Origin of the sequence: Frankia nepalensis, from assembly GCF_016786325.1 — a bacterium.
In the GTDB taxonomy this organism is placed as follows: Bacteria; Actinomycetota; Actinomycetes; order Frankiales; family Frankiaceae; genus Pseudofrankia; species Pseudofrankia nepalensis.
Genome location: NZ_JADWYU010000143.1, coordinates 15976 through 32099, shown reverse-complemented (window position 1 = coordinate 32099; position 16124 = coordinate 15976). Strand labels below are relative to the sequence as shown.

Sequence of the window (16124 nt, the reverse complement as noted above, 5' to 3'; positions counted from 1 at the left end):
CGCCCCGGACAAACTTTGACTGCCACTCAAGCGAAATGCTTGACTGGCACTCAAGCGAATCGATCCGGGGAGGGCTCGGCGCATGGGGACCAGGGCGGACGCGGTGGCGGCGACCAGGGAGCGGATCGCGCGGGCCACGCTGCGGTTGCTGCTCGAGCAGCCGTACGAGGACGTCACGCTGGCCGAGATCGCCCTCGGCGCGGAGGTCTCCCACCAGACCGTTCTCAACCACTACGAGTCCAAGGAGGGCGCCGCGCTGGCGGCGATCGAGCTCCTGAGAGCCGAGACCGAGGGGCTGCGGACGTCGGTGCGCCGGAGCGATCCGAAGCACGCCGTCGAGGTTCTGGTCGAGCAGTACGAGCAGTTCGGCGACCTCAACGTCCGCTGGGCGATGTCCGCCGAACGGCTCGGGCGCCTGGCCGTCCTGCTCGACCACGCCCGCGCGGCCCATCGGAACTGGCTGGAGGAGGTCTTCGCGGCCCGCCTGCCCGCCGCGCCGGCGGCCCGGCGGCGCGCCGTCAACGCGCTGCACGCGGCCACCGACGTCTACACGTGGAAGCTGCTGCGCCGCGACCTGAACCTCAGCCGGCCGGAGACCGCCCGCACGATGACCGCGCTGGTGCGCGGCGTGCTGGACACATGACCCGACAGGAACACCGAAGGAAGATCACCGATGAGCAACACGTACCTGTTCGCCCTCACCGACGGCGGCGGCACCGTGGCGCCGGAGGTCGGCGTCGCGCGGCGGCTCGTCGAGCGCGGCCACCGGGTCGCCGTCCTCGCCGAGGACTCGATGGGTCCCGCCGTCACCGCGTCCGGCGCGGCGTTCCGCCCGTGGCGGCACGGGCTGAACCGACCCAGCCACCGGCCGGAGCACGCCCCGTACCGGGAGTGGGAGCTCGGCAGCCCGCCCGCGCTGGTACGAGAGATGATCAACCATCTCGTCGTGCGCCCGGCCTCCGGCTACGCCCGCGATGTCACCGAGGCGATCCACGCCGACCGCCCCGGCCTCGTGCTGGTGTCGTTCTTCGCGTTCGGCGCGATGGTGGCCGCCGAGGCCGAGGGCGTGCCGTTCGACGTCCTCATGCCGAACATCTACCCGCTGCCCGCGCCGGGACTGCCGCCGTTCGGCCCGGGACTGCGGCCGGCGCGGGGGCCCGCCGGCCGGCTGCGCGACCGGCTCGTCGGCGCGGTGTCGCAGCGGATGTGGGACCGCTCCACGCTGCCCGGGCTCAACGCCGTGCGCGCCGCGCACGGCCTGGCACCGGTGACGCACTACCAGGACCAGGTCCACCGGGCCCGCCGCGAGCTGGTGATGACGAGCGCGGAGTTCGACTTCCCGGCGCGGCTGCCGGCGGGCGTCCGCTACGTCGGGCCGGTCCTCGACGAGCCGGTGTGGGCGGCCGGGCCCTGGCAACCACCGGCCGGGGACGCGCCACTCGTCCTGGTGTCCATGTCCAGCACGTTCCAGGACCAAGCGGACTGCCTGCGGCGGGTCGCCGACGCGCTGGGATCCCTGTCGCTGCGCGGTCTGGTGACGACCGGCCCGGTGATCGATCCCGGTCGGCTCACCCCACCGCCAGGAGTGACGGTGGTTCCCGCCGCGCCGCACGGGGAGGTGCTCCGGCACGCCTCGCTCGTCGTCACCCACGGAGGCCACGGCACCCTGGTGAAGGCGTTCGCCGCCGGCGTGCCGGTCGTGGTCCTGCCGCACGGCCGCGACCAGGCCGACAACGCCGCCCGGGTGGTCCAGCACGGCGCCGGGCTGTCGGTCAGCCGCGCCGCGAAACCGGCGAAGATCGCCGCCGCGGTCCGCCAGGTCCTCGACGACCCTGCCTACCGGCGGTCCGCCGCGCGGCTCGGCGCGGCACTGCGGCGTGACGCCGGCGACGGCCGGCTCATGGCCGAGGTGGAGGACATCGACCCGGGCCAGCGGCAGGGGACGGCGGCGGCCCGCGCGACGGATGGGCGCCGCGTCCCCGCGTGATCTGCCCGAGCCCGGGCGCTGGCCACGGCGTCATCGTGGGCGAGCGAGCTCGACAGTTCGCGGGAGGCTCCGCCCGCCCCCGACGGGCCGAGCGCCTGTCGTGAATCCCGCCCAACCGGCCTTCGGTGGCCGCTCAGGCGGGCGTGATCGCGACCTGGGCGGCGGTGCGCCGCCCCCGGCGGGTCTTGCTGCCGATGTCGTTGTTGCGTGGCGGTGCCGCGCCGGACGCGACCGCGTCGAGGTCGGCGTTGATGCTCTTCTGGATCAGCCCCAGCAGGTGATCACGGTCGTCGTCGCCGAAGTCGCGCAACAGGCTGTTCAAGAGGCTCACGCCGGAACTCCCTCGTCCTTGGCCGCAGGACTGTCCGGCAACCTGACGCGTTCCTACCCGTCGACCAGGGCCCCACACATGTCGGGTATTTCCGTGACCAATCCGCGCGTCGAGTTCGGAGAAAAGCCAGTGATCCGAAATCCGCCGATTCGAAAATCCGCCGGTCATTGGCCTGGTCTGGACCGCCGTTGACCATCTCGGCGATATTCGCCGATCACGCCTCCGATACCTGCGACGCGCGTGGTGTCAGCGGGCGCGCAGGAGCGCGGCGCAGAGGGTGAGGCCGGGGCCGAACGCCATCGCGACGACATGGCCGGCGGCGCCCGGCGGCTGGTCTCGGCGGAGCCGGTCGAGGACGAGCAGGGTGGTGGCCGACGAGCAGTTGCCGCGCCGCGCGAGCACGTCCCGGGTGGCCGCGGTCTGCGACGGGCGCAGGCCGAGGCGTTCGGCGACGACGTCGACGATCCGGGGGCCGCCCGGGTGGATCGCCCAGCCCGCGACGTCGCCGGCGGCCAGGCCGAACGGCGCGAGCAGGCCCGCGACCGCGTCGTCGACGTGCGTGGCGAGCACGTCCGGGACCTTCGGCGACAGTCCCATCCGGAAGCCGTGGTCGGTGACCTCCCAGGTCATCAGGCCGGCGCTGCCGGCATCGGTCATCGCCGCGGTGTCGAGCACCTCCAGGCCGGCCGCCCCGTCCGGTTCGACGACGACGGCGGCGGCCGCGTCGCCGAACAGCGCGTGGGTGACCACCTGGCCCAGGTCCGGCTCGGCGGACGGTGGCTGCAGGTGCAGGGACGTCAGCTCCGCGCAGAGCACCACCGCCGGGCTGCCGCGGGCACGGACGAAGTCGGCGGCGGCTCCCAGCGCGGGGATGGCGGCGTAGCAGCCCATGTGGCCGACCAGGAGCCGGCGCACGTGGGCCGGCATCCCGAGCTCGCCGGCGATCACGATGTCGAGCCCCGGCGTGGCGTAGCCGGTGCAGGAGGCGACGACGAACAGGCCGACGTCGGCGGCGGCCAGCCCCGCGTCGGCGAGCGCCCTGGCGACCGCGTCCCGGCCCAGCGGAGCGGACTCGGCCACGTACCGCCGCATCCGCGCGCCGGTCGTCCAGCCGCTGACGTCGTCGGCGCGCGGGTCGACGGCGGCGTGGCGGGCGCGCACCCCGCAGCCGAGGAAGATCCTCTCGATCTTCCGGTCGTGGCCGTAGTGGCTCGCGAAGTAGCCGTCCCAGGCGGCCCGCTGGCCGATCGCCGGCGGGAAGGCAGCGCCCTGGCCGGTCACCACCGCCGTATGGGGCGGCCGGCCGGCCGGGCTGCCCGCTCTCACCACCTCGGCACCTGGGCGTCGAGGTCCGGGTCGGCGCCGAGGGCGGCCAGACCCAGCCAGTCCGCGCACACGTCGCTGGTCGCCGGCTGCAGCGCGCCGCAGCGGGCGTCCCGGTACAGCCGCTCCAGCGGGTGGCCGCGCCGGGTCACCGCGGCGCCGCAGGCCTCCACCACCGAGGCGGCGACCGCCTGCGCGGTCTCCCCGGCGAGCAGCTTCGCCCGCCACACCCACCGGTTCGTCTCCGCGGTGCCCGGCTCGGCGTCGACCCGCCGGGCACACTCGGCGATCACCACCTCGAGCGCGGCCACCGCCGCGTCCGCGCGGCCGAGCCGGGCCCGGACGGCCGGCAGGGCGGCGAGCCCACCGTCGCGGCCGGCGAGGCCGCGGCCCCGGACGTACTCGGTGGCGGCGTCCAGCGCGGCCCGGGCGACCCCGGCGTACACCGCCGCGTAGGAGCCCACCATCCACTGCGGCATCGCCCGCGCCGCCAGCAGGCCGATCCCCTCCACACCGCCGACCAGGGCGTCAGCCGGCACGTGGACGTCCACGGCCAGGTCGTGGCTGCCGGTGCCCCGCATGCCGAGGCTGTCCCAGGCGGGTTCGACCACCGTCCCCGGGCCGGCCGGGACGAGGAAGTGGCTGACCCGCGGCGGGCCACCGGCGCCGGGCTCGCCGCCCGGCCCGGGGCTCGCGGCCCGGGCGGCGAGAAAGTACGCGTCGGCGTGGCGCGCTCCCGAGCAGAAGGCCTTGCGGCCGACGACGCGGAATCCGTCGCCGTCGCGCCGGTAGGTGGTGGCCAGCGCCGACAGGCGGGACCCGGCGCCGCGTTCGCTCAGCGCCACCGCGATGAACGAGCCGGCCGCGACCTCGGCGAGGACGCGGTCGCGGACCGCGAAGTACTCCTGGGGCACGCCGAGGGCCGAGGCCAGCTCGTCCGGCACGGCCGTGAGCGCGCCGACCACCGACATGTGCATGTTCAGCACCAGCGCGGTGGCCGCGCTGCCGCGGGTGAGCGCCTGAGCGAGGCACGCCCAGTCCGCGAAGCCGCCGCCCAGCCCGCCGAGCCGGACCGGCACCAGCAGGGCGAGCAGCCCGGACGCGCGCAGGTCGGCGAGGTCCTCGGCGGGAAGCTCGCCACGCCGGTCGGCCTCGGCGGCGCGCCCGGCGAGGCGATCCACCAGCGGTGCCGCGAGGCCGGTGAACCCGCCGGCGGCGCCGGTCCTGGCCGCCTGGCCGCTGGCGGCGCCGCTCGGCGTGTCCTGCCGGGGCGGGCTGGTGGTCACCGGCTACCGCCCGCCCGCGCGACACCTTCGTCGGCGCCCGCGCGCCGGTCCTCGGGCACCGCGCCCACCCGCTCCTGACCGGTCTCGCCGCCGCCGGTCTCGCCGTCGCCGGTCGTCCGGCCACGGGTCTTCTCGCCGCGGGCCTGGTAGACGCAGGACGTCGACCGGGTCGGCAGCATCCGTACCTGGTCGAGCCGCCCGGCCAGCCACCTCGGGTAGTCGAGCAGGGACGGCCGTAGCCCGCGCAGCAGCGTGAGGTGTACGCCGTGCCGGGCGAGCAGCTCCGCGAGCCTGCCCGGCCCGACGAACAGCTTCGGGTCGTGGATGCGGGGCGGCGGACCGCCGGGCAGCCGTTCGGCGATCCGGACCAGCACGACCCGGCACAGCAGCGTGTCCGCCAACGTGTCGAGCACCAGCGTCCCGCCGGGCGTCAGGACCCGGGCGAGCTCGGCGCAGGCGGTGTCGAGGTCGTCGAGATGTTCGAGGATCTCGCCGGCGACCACGCAGCTCACCGAGGCGTCCCGGAACGGCAGCCGCAGCGCGTCGCCGCGCACGGCGGTCACGCCGTGCGCCCGCGCCTGCGCCACCGCGGACGCGGACAGGTCCACGCCGACGTGCCGCCAGCCGGCCAGCCGGCCCGTCAGGTGCGGACGCAGCAGCCCAGCCCCGCACGCGACGTCCAGCAGCGGCGCGCCCGGCGCGGGAGGGCTGGGGAGCAGCGTCGCCCGGGCCGCCGCCAGCCACCGCAGGGCGGCGAACCGGCCATGCGTCGGCCACCACTCGTCCGCGAGGTCGTCGTACTGAGCCGGGTCGTTGCGGTCCCGGCGGGGTACCGCGGCCCGGCCCCGGTCCGGGCCGCGGGTCTGTCGCTCGGCTGTCTGGCTTGGCACGTGCCCTCCGCTTCGCGGCCTCGGCGTCCTCGCGGGCCGGCCGGGCCGCGGGCGGCCGGGGCGGAGGGGACGCTCGCCGCGAGCATCTCACTACAGAGAGAACCGGCACGGATGCGCCACGTGATGAGTTCGTGGCCTCAGGCCAGGGAGCGGCCGGCGGCGACGAACAGCGCGACGTCGATGAGGGCGACCGCGATGGTGACCCGGAACGCGCCCACCCCCTTGCCGCCCCGGTCCGCCGCGATTCCGGCGACGACCAGCACGGTGGCCAGCGCGAGCCCGGCGACCGGTAGTGGGCCAGGCCGGCCCGGGCCGAGCGCGACCACCGCGGACGCGGCGAGGACCAGGACGGCGGCTGCCCCGCGCGAGCGGCGCTGCCCGAGCCGGTGCGGCAGGCCGTGGACGCCGGTCCGCAGGTCGTCGGTGAGGTCGGGCAGCACGTTCGCGAAGTGCGCGCCCGCGCCGAGCAGCGCCCCGCCGGCCAGCGCCCACCAGGGCGGAGCCGGATGCCCGGGCAGGCCGAGCACGACGAACGCGGGCAGCAGCGCGAACGCCAGCAGGTACGGGACGACGGACAGCGCCGTCGCCTTCAGCCCCAGGTTGTACGACCAGGCCAGCGCCACGGCGGCCAGGTGGGCGCAGCCCGCTCGCCAGCCCGAGGCGAACGACAGCGGCACGCAGGCGGCCAGCGCCACCAGCGCGGCCACCGCCACCACCCGAGGCGGCGGCACGCCCCCGGCCACCGGCTTGTCGGCGCGGTTGGCCAGGCGATCCCGCTCCCGGTCCAGGTAGTCGTTGCTCCACCCGACCGACAGCTGCCCGGTCAGCACGGCCAGCGCCACGCCGAGGACCCCGCCCGCCGGCCGGCCGGCCGAGACGGCGAGCGCCGTCCCGAGCGCCGTCACCGCGGCGGTGGGTTCGGGGTGGCAGGCATGGACGAGCGCGCCGGCGAGCGCGCCGACGCGACGGCGCGCGGATGGGCGTCGCTGTTCCCGGGCATCCGGAGGAGGCGAGCGGATCACCTCGGCCGCGGGTGGGCGTGTCACCTCGCCGAGTATCGGGGCGTCGGCCCGGGCCCGTCGGCGTGCCGTCACACGTGTCGTCTGGTCACGTAGGCGTTCTGGCCCGGCCCGCGCCGGTTCGGGGCGTGCCGTCAGCCTGGCCACGCCCCGCCGGGCCAGCGCGGTACCGCCTCGGCGGCGGGCCGCTCGGCTGCGGGCCTCTCGGCTGTGGGCCTCTCAGCTGTGGGCCTCGATGTAGTCCGCGGCGTCCTTGCTTTTCGTGTTCACGCCGGCGCCGGCCTGGTGATCCGCGTAGAACCGCAACCACTCCATCGCGAGCTGGTGGCGCAGTTCGGGTGTGGTGCTCTTGATGAAATCCGGGATCGCCTCGCGCTCCTCTTCATCCAGATGTTCACCGTTCTCGGTCCGGGCCCTGCCTACCGCCTCGAACCACACCTTGCTCCCGACCCGGTGCGAGCGCGCCTCGGCGACCGCGCCGCGGATCTTGTTGTGGTCGACGATCGCGTCTTCGGTCTCGTCCTCGGGATCACCGGCCTTGCCCTTCTTCAGCAGGGCCGGATAGAACACCGTCTCCTCCGCTTCCGCGTGGGTGTCCAACCGGGTCGCCAGCACCTCCCACACCGCCTTCAACTCGGCGTTGCTGGTGGCGTAGTCCAGAAGAAAGAACTGCCGCCGCAGCCAGTCGTGATCGGCGTAGACCAAATCGACGACGTCAGCCATACGAATCTCCCTCGTTGATTTGCTCCAAGGGCATCGTTACCACCGGCGATCACCGCTCAAACGCCAGGCGCCGGGCGCCGTGGCGCGAGCCAGAACCGACGGGCCAGGCGCCGGCCGTCCCCCGCGGCGGCGGGGCCTCGTGCCCGAGCCAGTAGCGCTCGCGCTGGAAGGCGTATGTCGGCAGGTCGAGATGCCGGGCGGGGCGGCTCGGGCAGACGGCGGGCCAGTCGACGGTGAAGCCCGCGACATCCAGGTGGGCGGCCGCGGCCATTGCCGCCCGCGCCTCGGACCTGCCTCCGCGGGACGTCGCCACCAGGAGCACCTCCCCACCGGCGATCGGCTCCCTGCGCAGGCAGCCGCCGGCGAGCGCGACCAGGACGGCGTCGGGGCCCACCTCGACGAAGGAGGTGACGCCTTCGCGGCGCAGCTCGCCCACCCCGTCGCTGAACCGGACGGGATGGCGCGCGTGTCGCACCCAGTAGCCGGGCGACGTCAGCTCGGCCTCGGTGGCGAGCCGGCCGGTGAGGTTGGACACCATGGGCAGGGCCGGCGACCTGTAGGAAATCCGCTCGGCCACCACGCGGAAGGCGCCGAGCATGTCGTCCATGTGCTGGGAGTGGAATGCGTGACCGATGGTCAGCCGACTCGTGCTGCGGCCTCGTGAGGCCCAGTTCGCGGCCACCGTTTCCACGGTCCTCGCTTCGCCCGCTATCACCGTGGCCGCGGGACCGTTGATCGCGGCGACGTCCACCTGGCCCGCGAACCCCGCGATCGACGCGCGGACCGCGGCCTCGGACGCGCGAATCGAGATCATCGCGCCGCCGGGCCGGCACGCCTGCATCAGCCAGCCACGGGCGGCGACCAGTTCGCAGGCGTCGTCGAGGGTCCACACTCCGGCGAGGTACGCGGCGGTGAGTTCGCCGAGGGAGTGGCCGACCAGAATGTCGGGCACCAGATTCCAGGACGCCAGCAGGCGGAACATCGCCGTCTCGAACGCGAACAGCGCGCACTGGGCGTAGGCCGTCTGGTCGAGCAGGGCCGCCTCGGGTGATCCGTCCGCGGCGAACATGACGTCTCGCAGCGGCCGTTCCAGCTGTCCGTCGAACCGGGCGCAGACCTCGTCCAACGCCCGCCGGAACACGGGGTAGGCGTCGTGCAGGCAACGGCCCATCCCGGGGCGCTGGCCGTCCTGGCCGGTGAACATGAAGGCGGTCCGGCCGCCCGCGACGGCCGGGCGGACGCCCCCGCGGATCACCTCGCCTCCGCGACGGCCATCGGCCAGCTTGGCCAGCGCGCCGGCCAGCCGTCCTCCGCCGGCCTGGCCGCCGGGGACGATCGCGACCGCCCGCCATTCGAACCGGGCGCGGCGCGCGAGCGTGTGTGCCACGTCGAGCGGATCCGCGTCGGGGCGGCGAGCCAGATGGTCACGAAGCCGGGCCGCCTGGGCTCGCAGCGCGGTGTCGGTCCGACCGGAAAGGACCACGGGCACCAGCAGGGCGTCGTGTCGCGGGCCGGTCCCGCCGCCCGCCGCGTCCGGCGCCGCGGTTCGGGGCGACGCGTCGTCCGACGTCTCGTCCAGCACCTCTTCCACGACGGCGTGGGCGTTGGTACCGCTCACGCCGAAGGCGGAGACGGCGGCGCGGCGCGGCGCGCCGCCGCGACGTTCCCAGGGGGTGTTCTCGGTGAGGAGCGCGAGGTGACCGGCCGACCAGTCCACGCGCGGGGACGGCTCCCGAAGGTGCAGAGTCGACGGCAGCACGCCGTGCCGAATCGCCTGCACCATCTTGATCAGGCCGGCCACTCCGCTGGCGGCCTGGGTGTGGCCGATGTTGGACTTCAGCGAGCCAAGGTAGAGCGGACGGCCGGGCGAACGATGTCGGCCGTACGTGGCGATCAGGGCGTGGGCCTCGATGGGATCCCCGAGCGCCGTTCCGGTGCCGTGCGCCTCCACGACGTCCACGTCACCGGGCGCCAGACCGGCATCGGCGAGCGTCTGACGGATCAGGCGCTGTTGGGCGAAGCCGTTCGGGGCCGACACGTCGCCGGCGCCGTCCTGGTCCACCGCCGTGTCCACCGCCGTGCCGCGGATCGTGGCGAGGACCCGATGGCCATGCCGCCGAGCGTCGGACAGACGCTCCAGGACGAGTAGTCCGGCGCCATCCGCCCAACCGGTCCCGTCCGCGTCGGCCGAGAACGCCTTGCACCGCCCGTCGGGGGCCAGGCCTCGTTGCCGACTGAGCTCGAGCAGCATGCTCGGCCTCGCCATCACCGTCACCCCGCCGGCGAGCGCGAGATCGCACTCGCCCATCCGCAGCGACTGCCGGGCCAGGTGGACGGCGACCAGGGAGCTCGATCCCTCGGTCTCGACGGTGAGCGCGGGGCCTTCCAGCCCCAGGGTGTACGCGACCCGGTCGGCGACCACGCCGAGCGCGTCGCCGGTAGGCAACTGACCCGCGGCCGCGGCGGGACCACGGCGCCAGGGCGGGCAGTAGTCCTGGCGCGAGACGCCACTGAACACCCCGGTCCTGCTGCCGCGCAGGAACCTCGGGTCGACACCCGCCCGTTCGAGCGCCTCCCAGGAGATCTCCAGCATCAGTCTCTGCTGGGGGTCCATCGCATGTGCCTCATGCGGCTCGATGGCGAAGAATCCGGCGTCGAACAGGTCGATCCCTGGCAGGAATCCACCGCCGCGGGTGTAGATCGTGCCGGGATGCTCCGGGTCCGGGTGGTACAGCGCGTCAAGATCCCAGCCGCGGTCGGACGGAAGATCCGTGACCGCGTCCCGGCCGTCCCGCACGAGCTCCCACAACGCTTCGGGCGAGTCGGCGCCGCCAGGGAGCCGGCAGGCCATCCCGACGATGACCACCGGATCGTCCCCGGGCAGGTCGCGGTCATCCTCCGGCGGCCTGGAGAGAGGGTCGCGCCGGATCTCCGGGAATTCATACGTTCGCAGCGATGACCGGCCGTCATCGCTGAAGGTGACACCCATGCGGACCTCTCCATGGCATTTGTGGGCGGGCCGGCGTCGTTCCGGTGCGGCCAGGTCGGCGAATCCACCGCCATCGGCCCGTCGGATCGGCCCAACGCGCGAGGGCGACTGCTGGTAAGAGAGCGCAGATCAACCAAGGGAATCCTCAGGAGGCATGGATCTGCCAGCAGGCGCCGTGATCGCGGTTCGGCGGATCACCGCCGCGGACGAGCCGGCCAGGGCGCCCTGCCCGACGCCGCCACGGCCGCGGTTCTCCGCGTCGCGATGGGCCGGGCACAGCTCAGCGGGAACGGCCGAGGCCGGCCTCGGTCTTGAACCGCCGCGCGTCGGTTGGCGCGTACGGCTGTCCCGACAGGGACTGGATCGCCGCCATCACCTCGTCGGCGGCGGCCCGGGCCGCCTGGGCGTCCGGTGTCTTCCCATGCTGGCGGAGGTCGAGCGGGGCGCCGAAGCGGATGTCGACGGGGCGCAGGCGAGGCAGCCGCCGTCCCGTGGGCAGAACCTGAAACGTGCCGATCAGGGCGACCGGGATGACCGGCACGCCGGCTTCGAGCGCCATCCGGGCGACGCCCGTCCGGGCTCGGTAGAGGCGTCCGTCCGGGGAACGGGTCCCCTCCGGATAGATGCCGACGAGCTCTCCTCGGGACAGCAGCTGGACGGCTGAGCCGAGAGCGGCCCCGGCCTTCTGCTGGTTGTTCCGGTCGACGCTGAGCTGGCCGACAGCCGTGAAGAACACCCGCGTCAGCCAACCGCGCCTGCCCGGCGTGGTGAAGTACTCGGACTTGGCGAGAAAGGTGATCCGCCGCCGCGTGACCGCGCCGAGAAAGAACGAGTCGAGGAAGGAAAGGTGGTTGCTGGCCAGGATGACGCCACCGGTGCGGGGGATGTTCTCGGCGCCGAAGACCCGAGGCCGCCACACACAGAGCAGAACCGGACGCAGCACGAGACGGACGAACGAGTAGCAGAGCCGGGAGACGGCGTCGGTCCGGATCGGGATCCGGCCGCGCGCCGCTGCCGGTGCGCGCCCCGGGCCTGAGGCCACCGCGGTGAGGCCTGAGGCCACCGCGGTGAGGTCGTCCCGACTCGGGCCCCGGACCATCGCGGGATCAGACGTTCGCGGTGGCGCCGAGGGGTGGGCGGCGTCCTGCGCGAGGCGAGGGCCGGGCGGTGCCAGGGCGCTGGCGGAGCTGGTGGAGCTGGTCGCGGCGCCCGGCCGGCCGGAACTTCGGCGGTCTATGGGCGTGGCGGTCGTGGGCGGTTGGGGCATGAGAGAACTCCTCGGGGGAGTCGTCGTAGGTCCAGGCGTCCTGGCACGGTGGCCGTACGCAAGACAGCGCGCCTGCGGGGCCGCCGAACGGCGAATGGTTCGCGGCGCGCTACCCGGAGGAGATTAGGGACGAAAATGCCGCTTTAATACCCCCTTGAGCGGGTATCGTCCCCGAGGTCCGCCTCATAGGTTCAGCGGTACCGCCGCGCGAGCCGGAGCTGTGGTGTGCCCCGGCGGCGGAGGCATGATCAGACGCTGGATTGCTGTCGCCCTGGTTCCTTGCTCCCTTGGTTCACAGGGTTCAGCTTCCTGCCCGAGGTGATCTTTATGGCGAGGTGCTCGTGCCCGCGTCCCAACGGCCAGGCGCCGTGCATGTGGTGGAACGCGGTCCCGGCCCGGCCTGGGCAGGTCGCGGCGACGGGCGGCGCGCCACGTCCCGCCGTCCACTCATCCGGGGCCGTGTCCAGGCGTATGCCGCGCCAGCTGCCGCGCCAGCCTGACCGCCAAGTGGCGGGCCCCGTCAGGCCAACATCCGACATCTGGCGGATGAACGGGGACACGGTTGTCCGGCAGGCTCACGGCAACCGACCACCGAGGGGAGCTTTCCGGTGACCCATCGCTGTGATCGCGCGCTGACTCCCGTGATCCCGATCCCGCCGACCAGGGCTACGCTGACCGGGTCACGTTCCGGCGCTCCTTGCCGAGACCGGGTGCGGCAGCGATCTTGCCCTCGGTGTCGAGTTGCTGGGTTCCGGCGCCCACCCAAGGTGATGATGCGGAAGGTCCGCTGAAAGGGTGACGATGACATCAGAGTTATCCTCCGGCTCTCACATCGAAGGATTCCTCGGCAAGGCGACCTCCCGGCTGCGCGCACGCACCGGTGCCGATCTTGTTCTCGGCGGGCGCGTCGACCCGGATACCGGCCGCGTGGCCATCCTCTGTGCCGACGGCGCGCAGACCGACGCGTTCGAAGGACTGTCCGCGCTGCCCAAACAGGGGATCAGCGGTCGGGTCGTGGCGCTCGGCCGGCACGTGGAGGTCAAGGCGGGCCGACCGATCGGTGCCTACGCCGGCCTTGGCGACGGCGCCGGCGTGCCGATCTGGACGGACTGCCGCGAGGATATTCGCTCCGTGCTCGCGATCCCGCTGCGGTTCGAGGGGCGGGTGGCGTTCGTGCTGTATGTGGCGACTCGGTCCGAGAGCCCGATCAGCGTTCGGACGGCAAAGAGCGCCCTGGCGTTCATAGGCCGGCTGGAGGCCTTCATCGCCGAGATCGGGGGAGCGCACCTCCGTGGTGAGGCGCCACGGTCGAGCCTGGACGTGCGGGTCCTTTACCAGATTGACGACGAGTTGGAAAAGATCGTCGGGCAGGTCGACAGCCCAATAGTCCGGCAGAGCGTCGAAATCATTCGGAACCTGCTCGACGAGAGCCTCCTCGCGGTGCCGGCGGCGGAGGAGGAGACGGTCGTCCTCACCAGGCGGGAACGGGACGTGCTGCGCCTGGTGGCTCAGGGGCTCTCGAACGCCGAAACAGCGCGGCGGCTCTTCGTGAGCACGGAGACCGTCAAGGCCTACCTGCGCAGCGTCCGGAGCAAGCTGGGCGTCAACAACCGGACGGCGGCAGTGAGCGTGGCCCGGCAGGCCGGCCTGCTGTAGCGACCCGTCGTCGCCCCTTCCGGGAGATTTCTGGAGGCGGCTCCAGCGCCGGCGTCCGCCTCGGAGGCGCTGACCGGCGGCCGTCTGGAGGCGCTGACCGGTCGACTTTCTTCGTCCTACCTGGTGCTCGTGTGCGAGATTCCTGATGGACGCCGATGACCAACAGCGCCCAGGCGGCCCTGGCCGCCGTGAAGGGACCGCGATGCGACACGCCGCGGGTTACGACGCCGAACTGCGGCGGCACAACGAGCTCCTGCGCCAGGCGGCTGGCGCCCAGCTCCACGACCACGTCCTTGACATCGGATGTGGCACCGGGCAGACGAGCCGGCAGGCCGCGCGTACGGCCCGGGCGGGCAGCGTGCTCGGAGTCGACCTCTCAGCGCCCGCGGTCGAGCGCGCCCGCGAGCTGGCCCGGGCGGAAGGCCTCCGCAACGTCACCTTCGAGCACGCCGACGCGCAGGTTCACCGCTTTCCACCCGAGCGTTTCGACCTGGCGATCAGCAGGTTCGGCTCGATGTTCTTCGCCGACCCCGTCGCCGCGTTCGCCAACATCGGGCGGGCGCTGCGCCCGGCCGGGCGCCTGGTGATGATGGTCTGGCAGGCCCGTGAGCGCAACGAGTGGGACGTCGCCATCCGCCGTTCCCTCGAAGCCGCCGAGGGGCCGGTGACCGGTGCTTCCGGGGGACCGGATCCGTTCTCGTTCGCCGACCCGCCGACCGTGACGGAGATCCTGCGGGCCGCGGGGTTCGCTGGCATCGCGTTCACCGAGGTCCACGAACCGGTCTACTACGGCCCGGACGTGACCGCCGCCCTCGACTGGGTCCGCGGCTTCACCTGCACCAGCGAAGCCCTGAAGCGGTTGGATTCCGCCGCCGCGACGCGCGCGGACGAGCGTCTACGCCAGGCGCTCGCCGCGCGCCTGGGCGACGACGGTGTCTGGTTCGACTCCCGTGCCTGGATCGTCACTGCTCATCGCCACCGAGCGGACACGTAGCCGCGCTCACTCAGTTGACCAACCCGGAATCCGTCAGCACCGGCGCGCGGCCTGGTCACGAAGCCGGGACGCCACCATGGCGGAGCCTGTCGAGCCGGCGCGGCAGGGACTGGGCCGCGCCGGCTGTCGAGGCTCTGGTCGAGCGGTCCGCCTGGCCCGGACCGTCAGTCCGGGATCGGGGAGCTTCCGAGCACCTCGAACGCGGTGGACTGGCCGGCGCCGTCGAGGGTCGTCGTCAGCCCGCCTCGCACGCACACCGCGGACGAATCCGGCGAGGCCTTGCCGTTGCACCGGAACTTCAGGCCGCCGGCGCCGGGCAGCTCCTTCTCCGGCATCGCCTTGATGGCGGCAGTGACCGTCGCCGGGGTGATGTCGCCGGTGATGCCCTCAAGCGCCGTCGCGAGACCGGCGAACGTGACAAACATGCCCCGGGCCGCCGACGAGGTCGCGTCTATTCCCTGCCCGTAGGTCTCGAGCACCGCGTTGTAGAGGATGGTGGACGGGTCGTCGCCGCCGAGCGGCATGGAGGCGGCGACGCTCATTCCCTTCAGGACGTCGCCTGACACGGCCTTGCGGGTCGCGTCGGTGATGCACTGCGAGATGGCGCTGATCTTGCCGGTGTAGCCGACAGCCCGCAGGCCGTTGAACGCGCTGATGCAGAACGAGTCGTTGCCCACGACGAACACGATCCCGGCGTCACCACCCGCGGCCCCCTGCAGCTGGGCCGTCATGTCGGCGGTGCCCGGGGGGACCCGGATGAGCTGGTACTCGAGCCCCGCCTCCCGCATCAGTCGCGGCGCGAGCTCCTCGACGTTGTAGAGCAGGGCAGGCACGTCGATGACCACCGACGTCACCTTCTTGAGGTTCTCCTGCCGCGCGATGGCGATCGGCAACTGCTGGATGGCGAAGTTCGGGTCGCTGACCGTGAAGGTCGTCGGGTCGTTCAGGAGCGCCGGGGTGGTCAGGCCGTAGAACATGACCGGCACATCGGCGTCGGCCAGGGGCTGGGCCACCGCGTCGCCTACGCCCGACTCGCCGACCGCGACCGCGACGACGTCCTGCTCGACCATCTCGTTGCCGCAGTCGGTGCCCTTGCCCGGGTCCCCCTGGGTCTCGCACGTCACCAGCTCGATGGGCCGGCCCCCGATGCCCCCGTGGTGCTCGTTGAGCCACTTGGCGGTGGCCGCGGCGATGTCGAACTGGACCGAGTTGTCGACGGCGGCGCCCCGCCCGTCCGAGATGATTCCAATCTTGACCGGCGCGCCCGCCGCCCGGTCGACTGGCCCGAGCGCGTTGGCGGCCGCGGACGGGTCAACCGTGGGGGAGCCACTGTCGTCGTCCGAGCCGCACGCGGCGGCGAACAGGAGCAAGGCCATCGGGGCCGCTAACAGCATGCCCGCCGATCGCCGCGGAAACCGCCTGGCCGTAGCACGGCGGCGTGAAACTATCGACTCCTGCATCTGCGTCTCCAACCTCACAGTGTTATCGCTCTGGAGCAATGAGCGACGGCGAGCCGCTTGCGGCGGCCGTCGGCACAGTGGCTGGCCGCGACCAGCCACGGGCGCGTGTGGGGACGATCGCCTGGTCGGCTGCCCCGGTCGCGCTGTCGCCGTTGGGGATCGCGGACGACGGCCGCCGAGCCCGGCGCGAGGCGCATCC

Annotated in this window: 13 protein-coding genes; 4 read left to right on the top strand and 9 right to left on the bottom strand. The window is 73.4% G+C overall.

Translation table 11 applies throughout. The annotated features are described in order from the left end of the window. Nucleotides 1-82 precede the first annotated feature (82 nt). Nucleotides 83-643 carry a TetR/AcrR family transcriptional regulator gene (locus I6A81_RS21715; RefSeq protein ID WP_202999089.1) on the top strand — a complete coding sequence of 187 codons (561 nt, stop codon included), beginning with the start codon at nt 83-85 and terminating at the stop codon, nt 641-643. Between the two features lie 30 nt (nt 644-673). Next, nucleotides 674-1987, top strand: a complete 1314-nt coding sequence (locus I6A81_RS21710; RefSeq protein ID WP_202999087.1) for a glycosyltransferase — start codon at nt 674-676, stop codon at nt 1985-1987. Nucleotides 1988-2120: 133 nt separating this feature from the next. On the opposite strand, the gene I6A81_RS21705 is transcribed toward I6A81_RS21710, so the two are convergent. From I6A81_RS21705 to I6A81_RS21670, 8 genes are all read right to left on the bottom strand, one after another. Then, nucleotides 2121-2318 carry a hypothetical protein gene (locus tag I6A81_RS21705; protein ID WP_202999085.1) on the bottom strand — a complete coding sequence of 66 codons (198 nt, stop codon included), beginning with the start codon at nt 2316-2318 and terminating at the stop codon, nt 2121-2123. Nucleotides 2319-2564: 246 nt separating this feature from the next. Next, nucleotides 2565-3644, bottom strand: coding sequence for a type III polyketide synthase (locus I6A81_RS21700; RefSeq protein ID WP_307874811.1), 1080 nt, complete (start codon nt 3642-3644; stop codon nt 2565-2567). Beyond that, entirely contained in the window at nt 3641-4825 is a 1185-nt protein-coding gene (locus I6A81_RS21695; protein ID WP_238428088.1) for an acyl-CoA dehydrogenase family protein, read from the bottom strand. The genes I6A81_RS21700 and I6A81_RS21695 overlap by 4 nt, the downstream gene beginning before the upstream one ends. 98 nt (nt 4826-4923) lie before the next feature. Further along, complete coding sequence (locus tag I6A81_RS21690; protein WP_202999081.1) at nt 4924-5817, bottom strand: methyltransferase domain-containing protein; 894 nt, start codon at nt 5815-5817, stop codon at nt 4924-4926. Nucleotides 5818-5954: 137 nt separating this feature from the next. Then, complete coding sequence (locus I6A81_RS21685; protein WP_307874810.1) at nt 5955-6863, bottom strand: UbiA family prenyltransferase; 909 nt, start codon at nt 6861-6863, stop codon at nt 5955-5957. Between the two features lie 192 nt (nt 6864-7055). Continuing rightward, on the bottom strand, nt 7056-7559 hold the full coding sequence (locus tag I6A81_RS21680; protein WP_202999079.1) for a hemerythrin domain-containing protein: 504 nt from the start codon (nt 7557-7559) through the stop codon (nt 7056-7058). 49 nt (nt 7560-7608) lie between these two features. Then, nucleotides 7609-10548: a type I polyketide synthase gene (locus I6A81_RS21675; protein ID WP_202999077.1), complete on the bottom strand. Its 2940-nt coding sequence runs from the start codon at nt 10546-10548 to the stop codon at nt 7609-7611. 280 nt (nt 10549-10828) lie between these two features. Continuing rightward, entirely contained in the window at nt 10829-11647 is an 819-nt protein-coding gene (locus I6A81_RS21670) for a lysophospholipid acyltransferase family protein (protein WP_202999075.1), read from the bottom strand. Between the two features lie 969 nt (nt 11648-12616). Between I6A81_RS21670 and I6A81_RS21665 the strand changes: the two genes are divergently transcribed. Continuing rightward, complete coding sequence (locus I6A81_RS21665) at nt 12617-13471, top strand: helix-turn-helix transcriptional regulator (RefSeq protein ID WP_202999073.1); 855 nt, start codon at nt 12617-12619, stop codon at nt 13469-13471. Between the two features lie 202 nt (nt 13472-13673). Continuing rightward, nucleotides 13674-14465, top strand: coding sequence for a class I SAM-dependent methyltransferase (locus tag I6A81_RS21660; RefSeq protein WP_202999071.1), 792 nt, complete (start codon nt 13674-13676; stop codon nt 14463-14465). 164 nt (nt 14466-14629) lie between these two features. On the opposite strand, the gene I6A81_RS21655 is transcribed toward I6A81_RS21660, so the two are convergent. Next, a complete protein-coding gene (locus tag I6A81_RS21655) occupies nt 14630-15859 on the bottom strand; it encodes an ABC transporter substrate-binding protein (RefSeq protein WP_238428079.1) in 1230 nt (409 codons plus the stop codon). Between the last annotated feature and the right edge of the window lie 265 nt (nt 15860-16124).

What these genes read in the sequence shown, in the direction of transcription:
- I6A81_RS21715 (WP_202999089.1), top strand. Translation starts at nt 83, where the DNA reads ATGGGGACCAGGGCGGACGCGGTGGCGGCGACCAGGGAGCGGATCGCG.
- I6A81_RS21710 (WP_202999087.1), top strand. Translation starts at nt 674, where the DNA reads ATGAGCAACACGTACCTGTTCGCCCTCACCGACGGCGGCGGCACCGTG.
- I6A81_RS21675 (WP_202999077.1), bottom strand. Translation starts at nt 10,548, where the DNA reads ATGGGTGTCACCTTCAGCGATGACGGCCGGTCATCGCTGCGAACGTAT.
- I6A81_RS21665 (WP_202999073.1), top strand. Translation starts at nt 12,617, where the DNA reads ATGACATCAGAGTTATCCTCCGGCTCTCACATCGAAGGATTCCTCGGC.
- I6A81_RS21680 (WP_202999079.1), bottom strand. Translation starts at nt 7,559, where the DNA reads ATGGCTGACGTCGTCGATTTGGTCTACGCCGATCACGACTGGCTGCGG.
- I6A81_RS21670 (WP_202999075.1), bottom strand. Translation starts at nt 11,647, where the DNA reads ATGGTCCGGGGCCCGAGTCGGGACGACCTCACCGCGGTGGCCTCAGGC.
- I6A81_RS21655 (WP_238428079.1), bottom strand. Translation starts at nt 15,859, where the DNA reads ATGCTGTTAGCGGCCCCGATGGCCTTGCTCCTGTTCGCCGCCGCGTGC.
- I6A81_RS21660 (WP_202999071.1), top strand. Translation starts at nt 13,674, where the DNA reads ATGCGACACGCCGCGGGTTACGACGCCGAACTGCGGCGGCACAACGAG.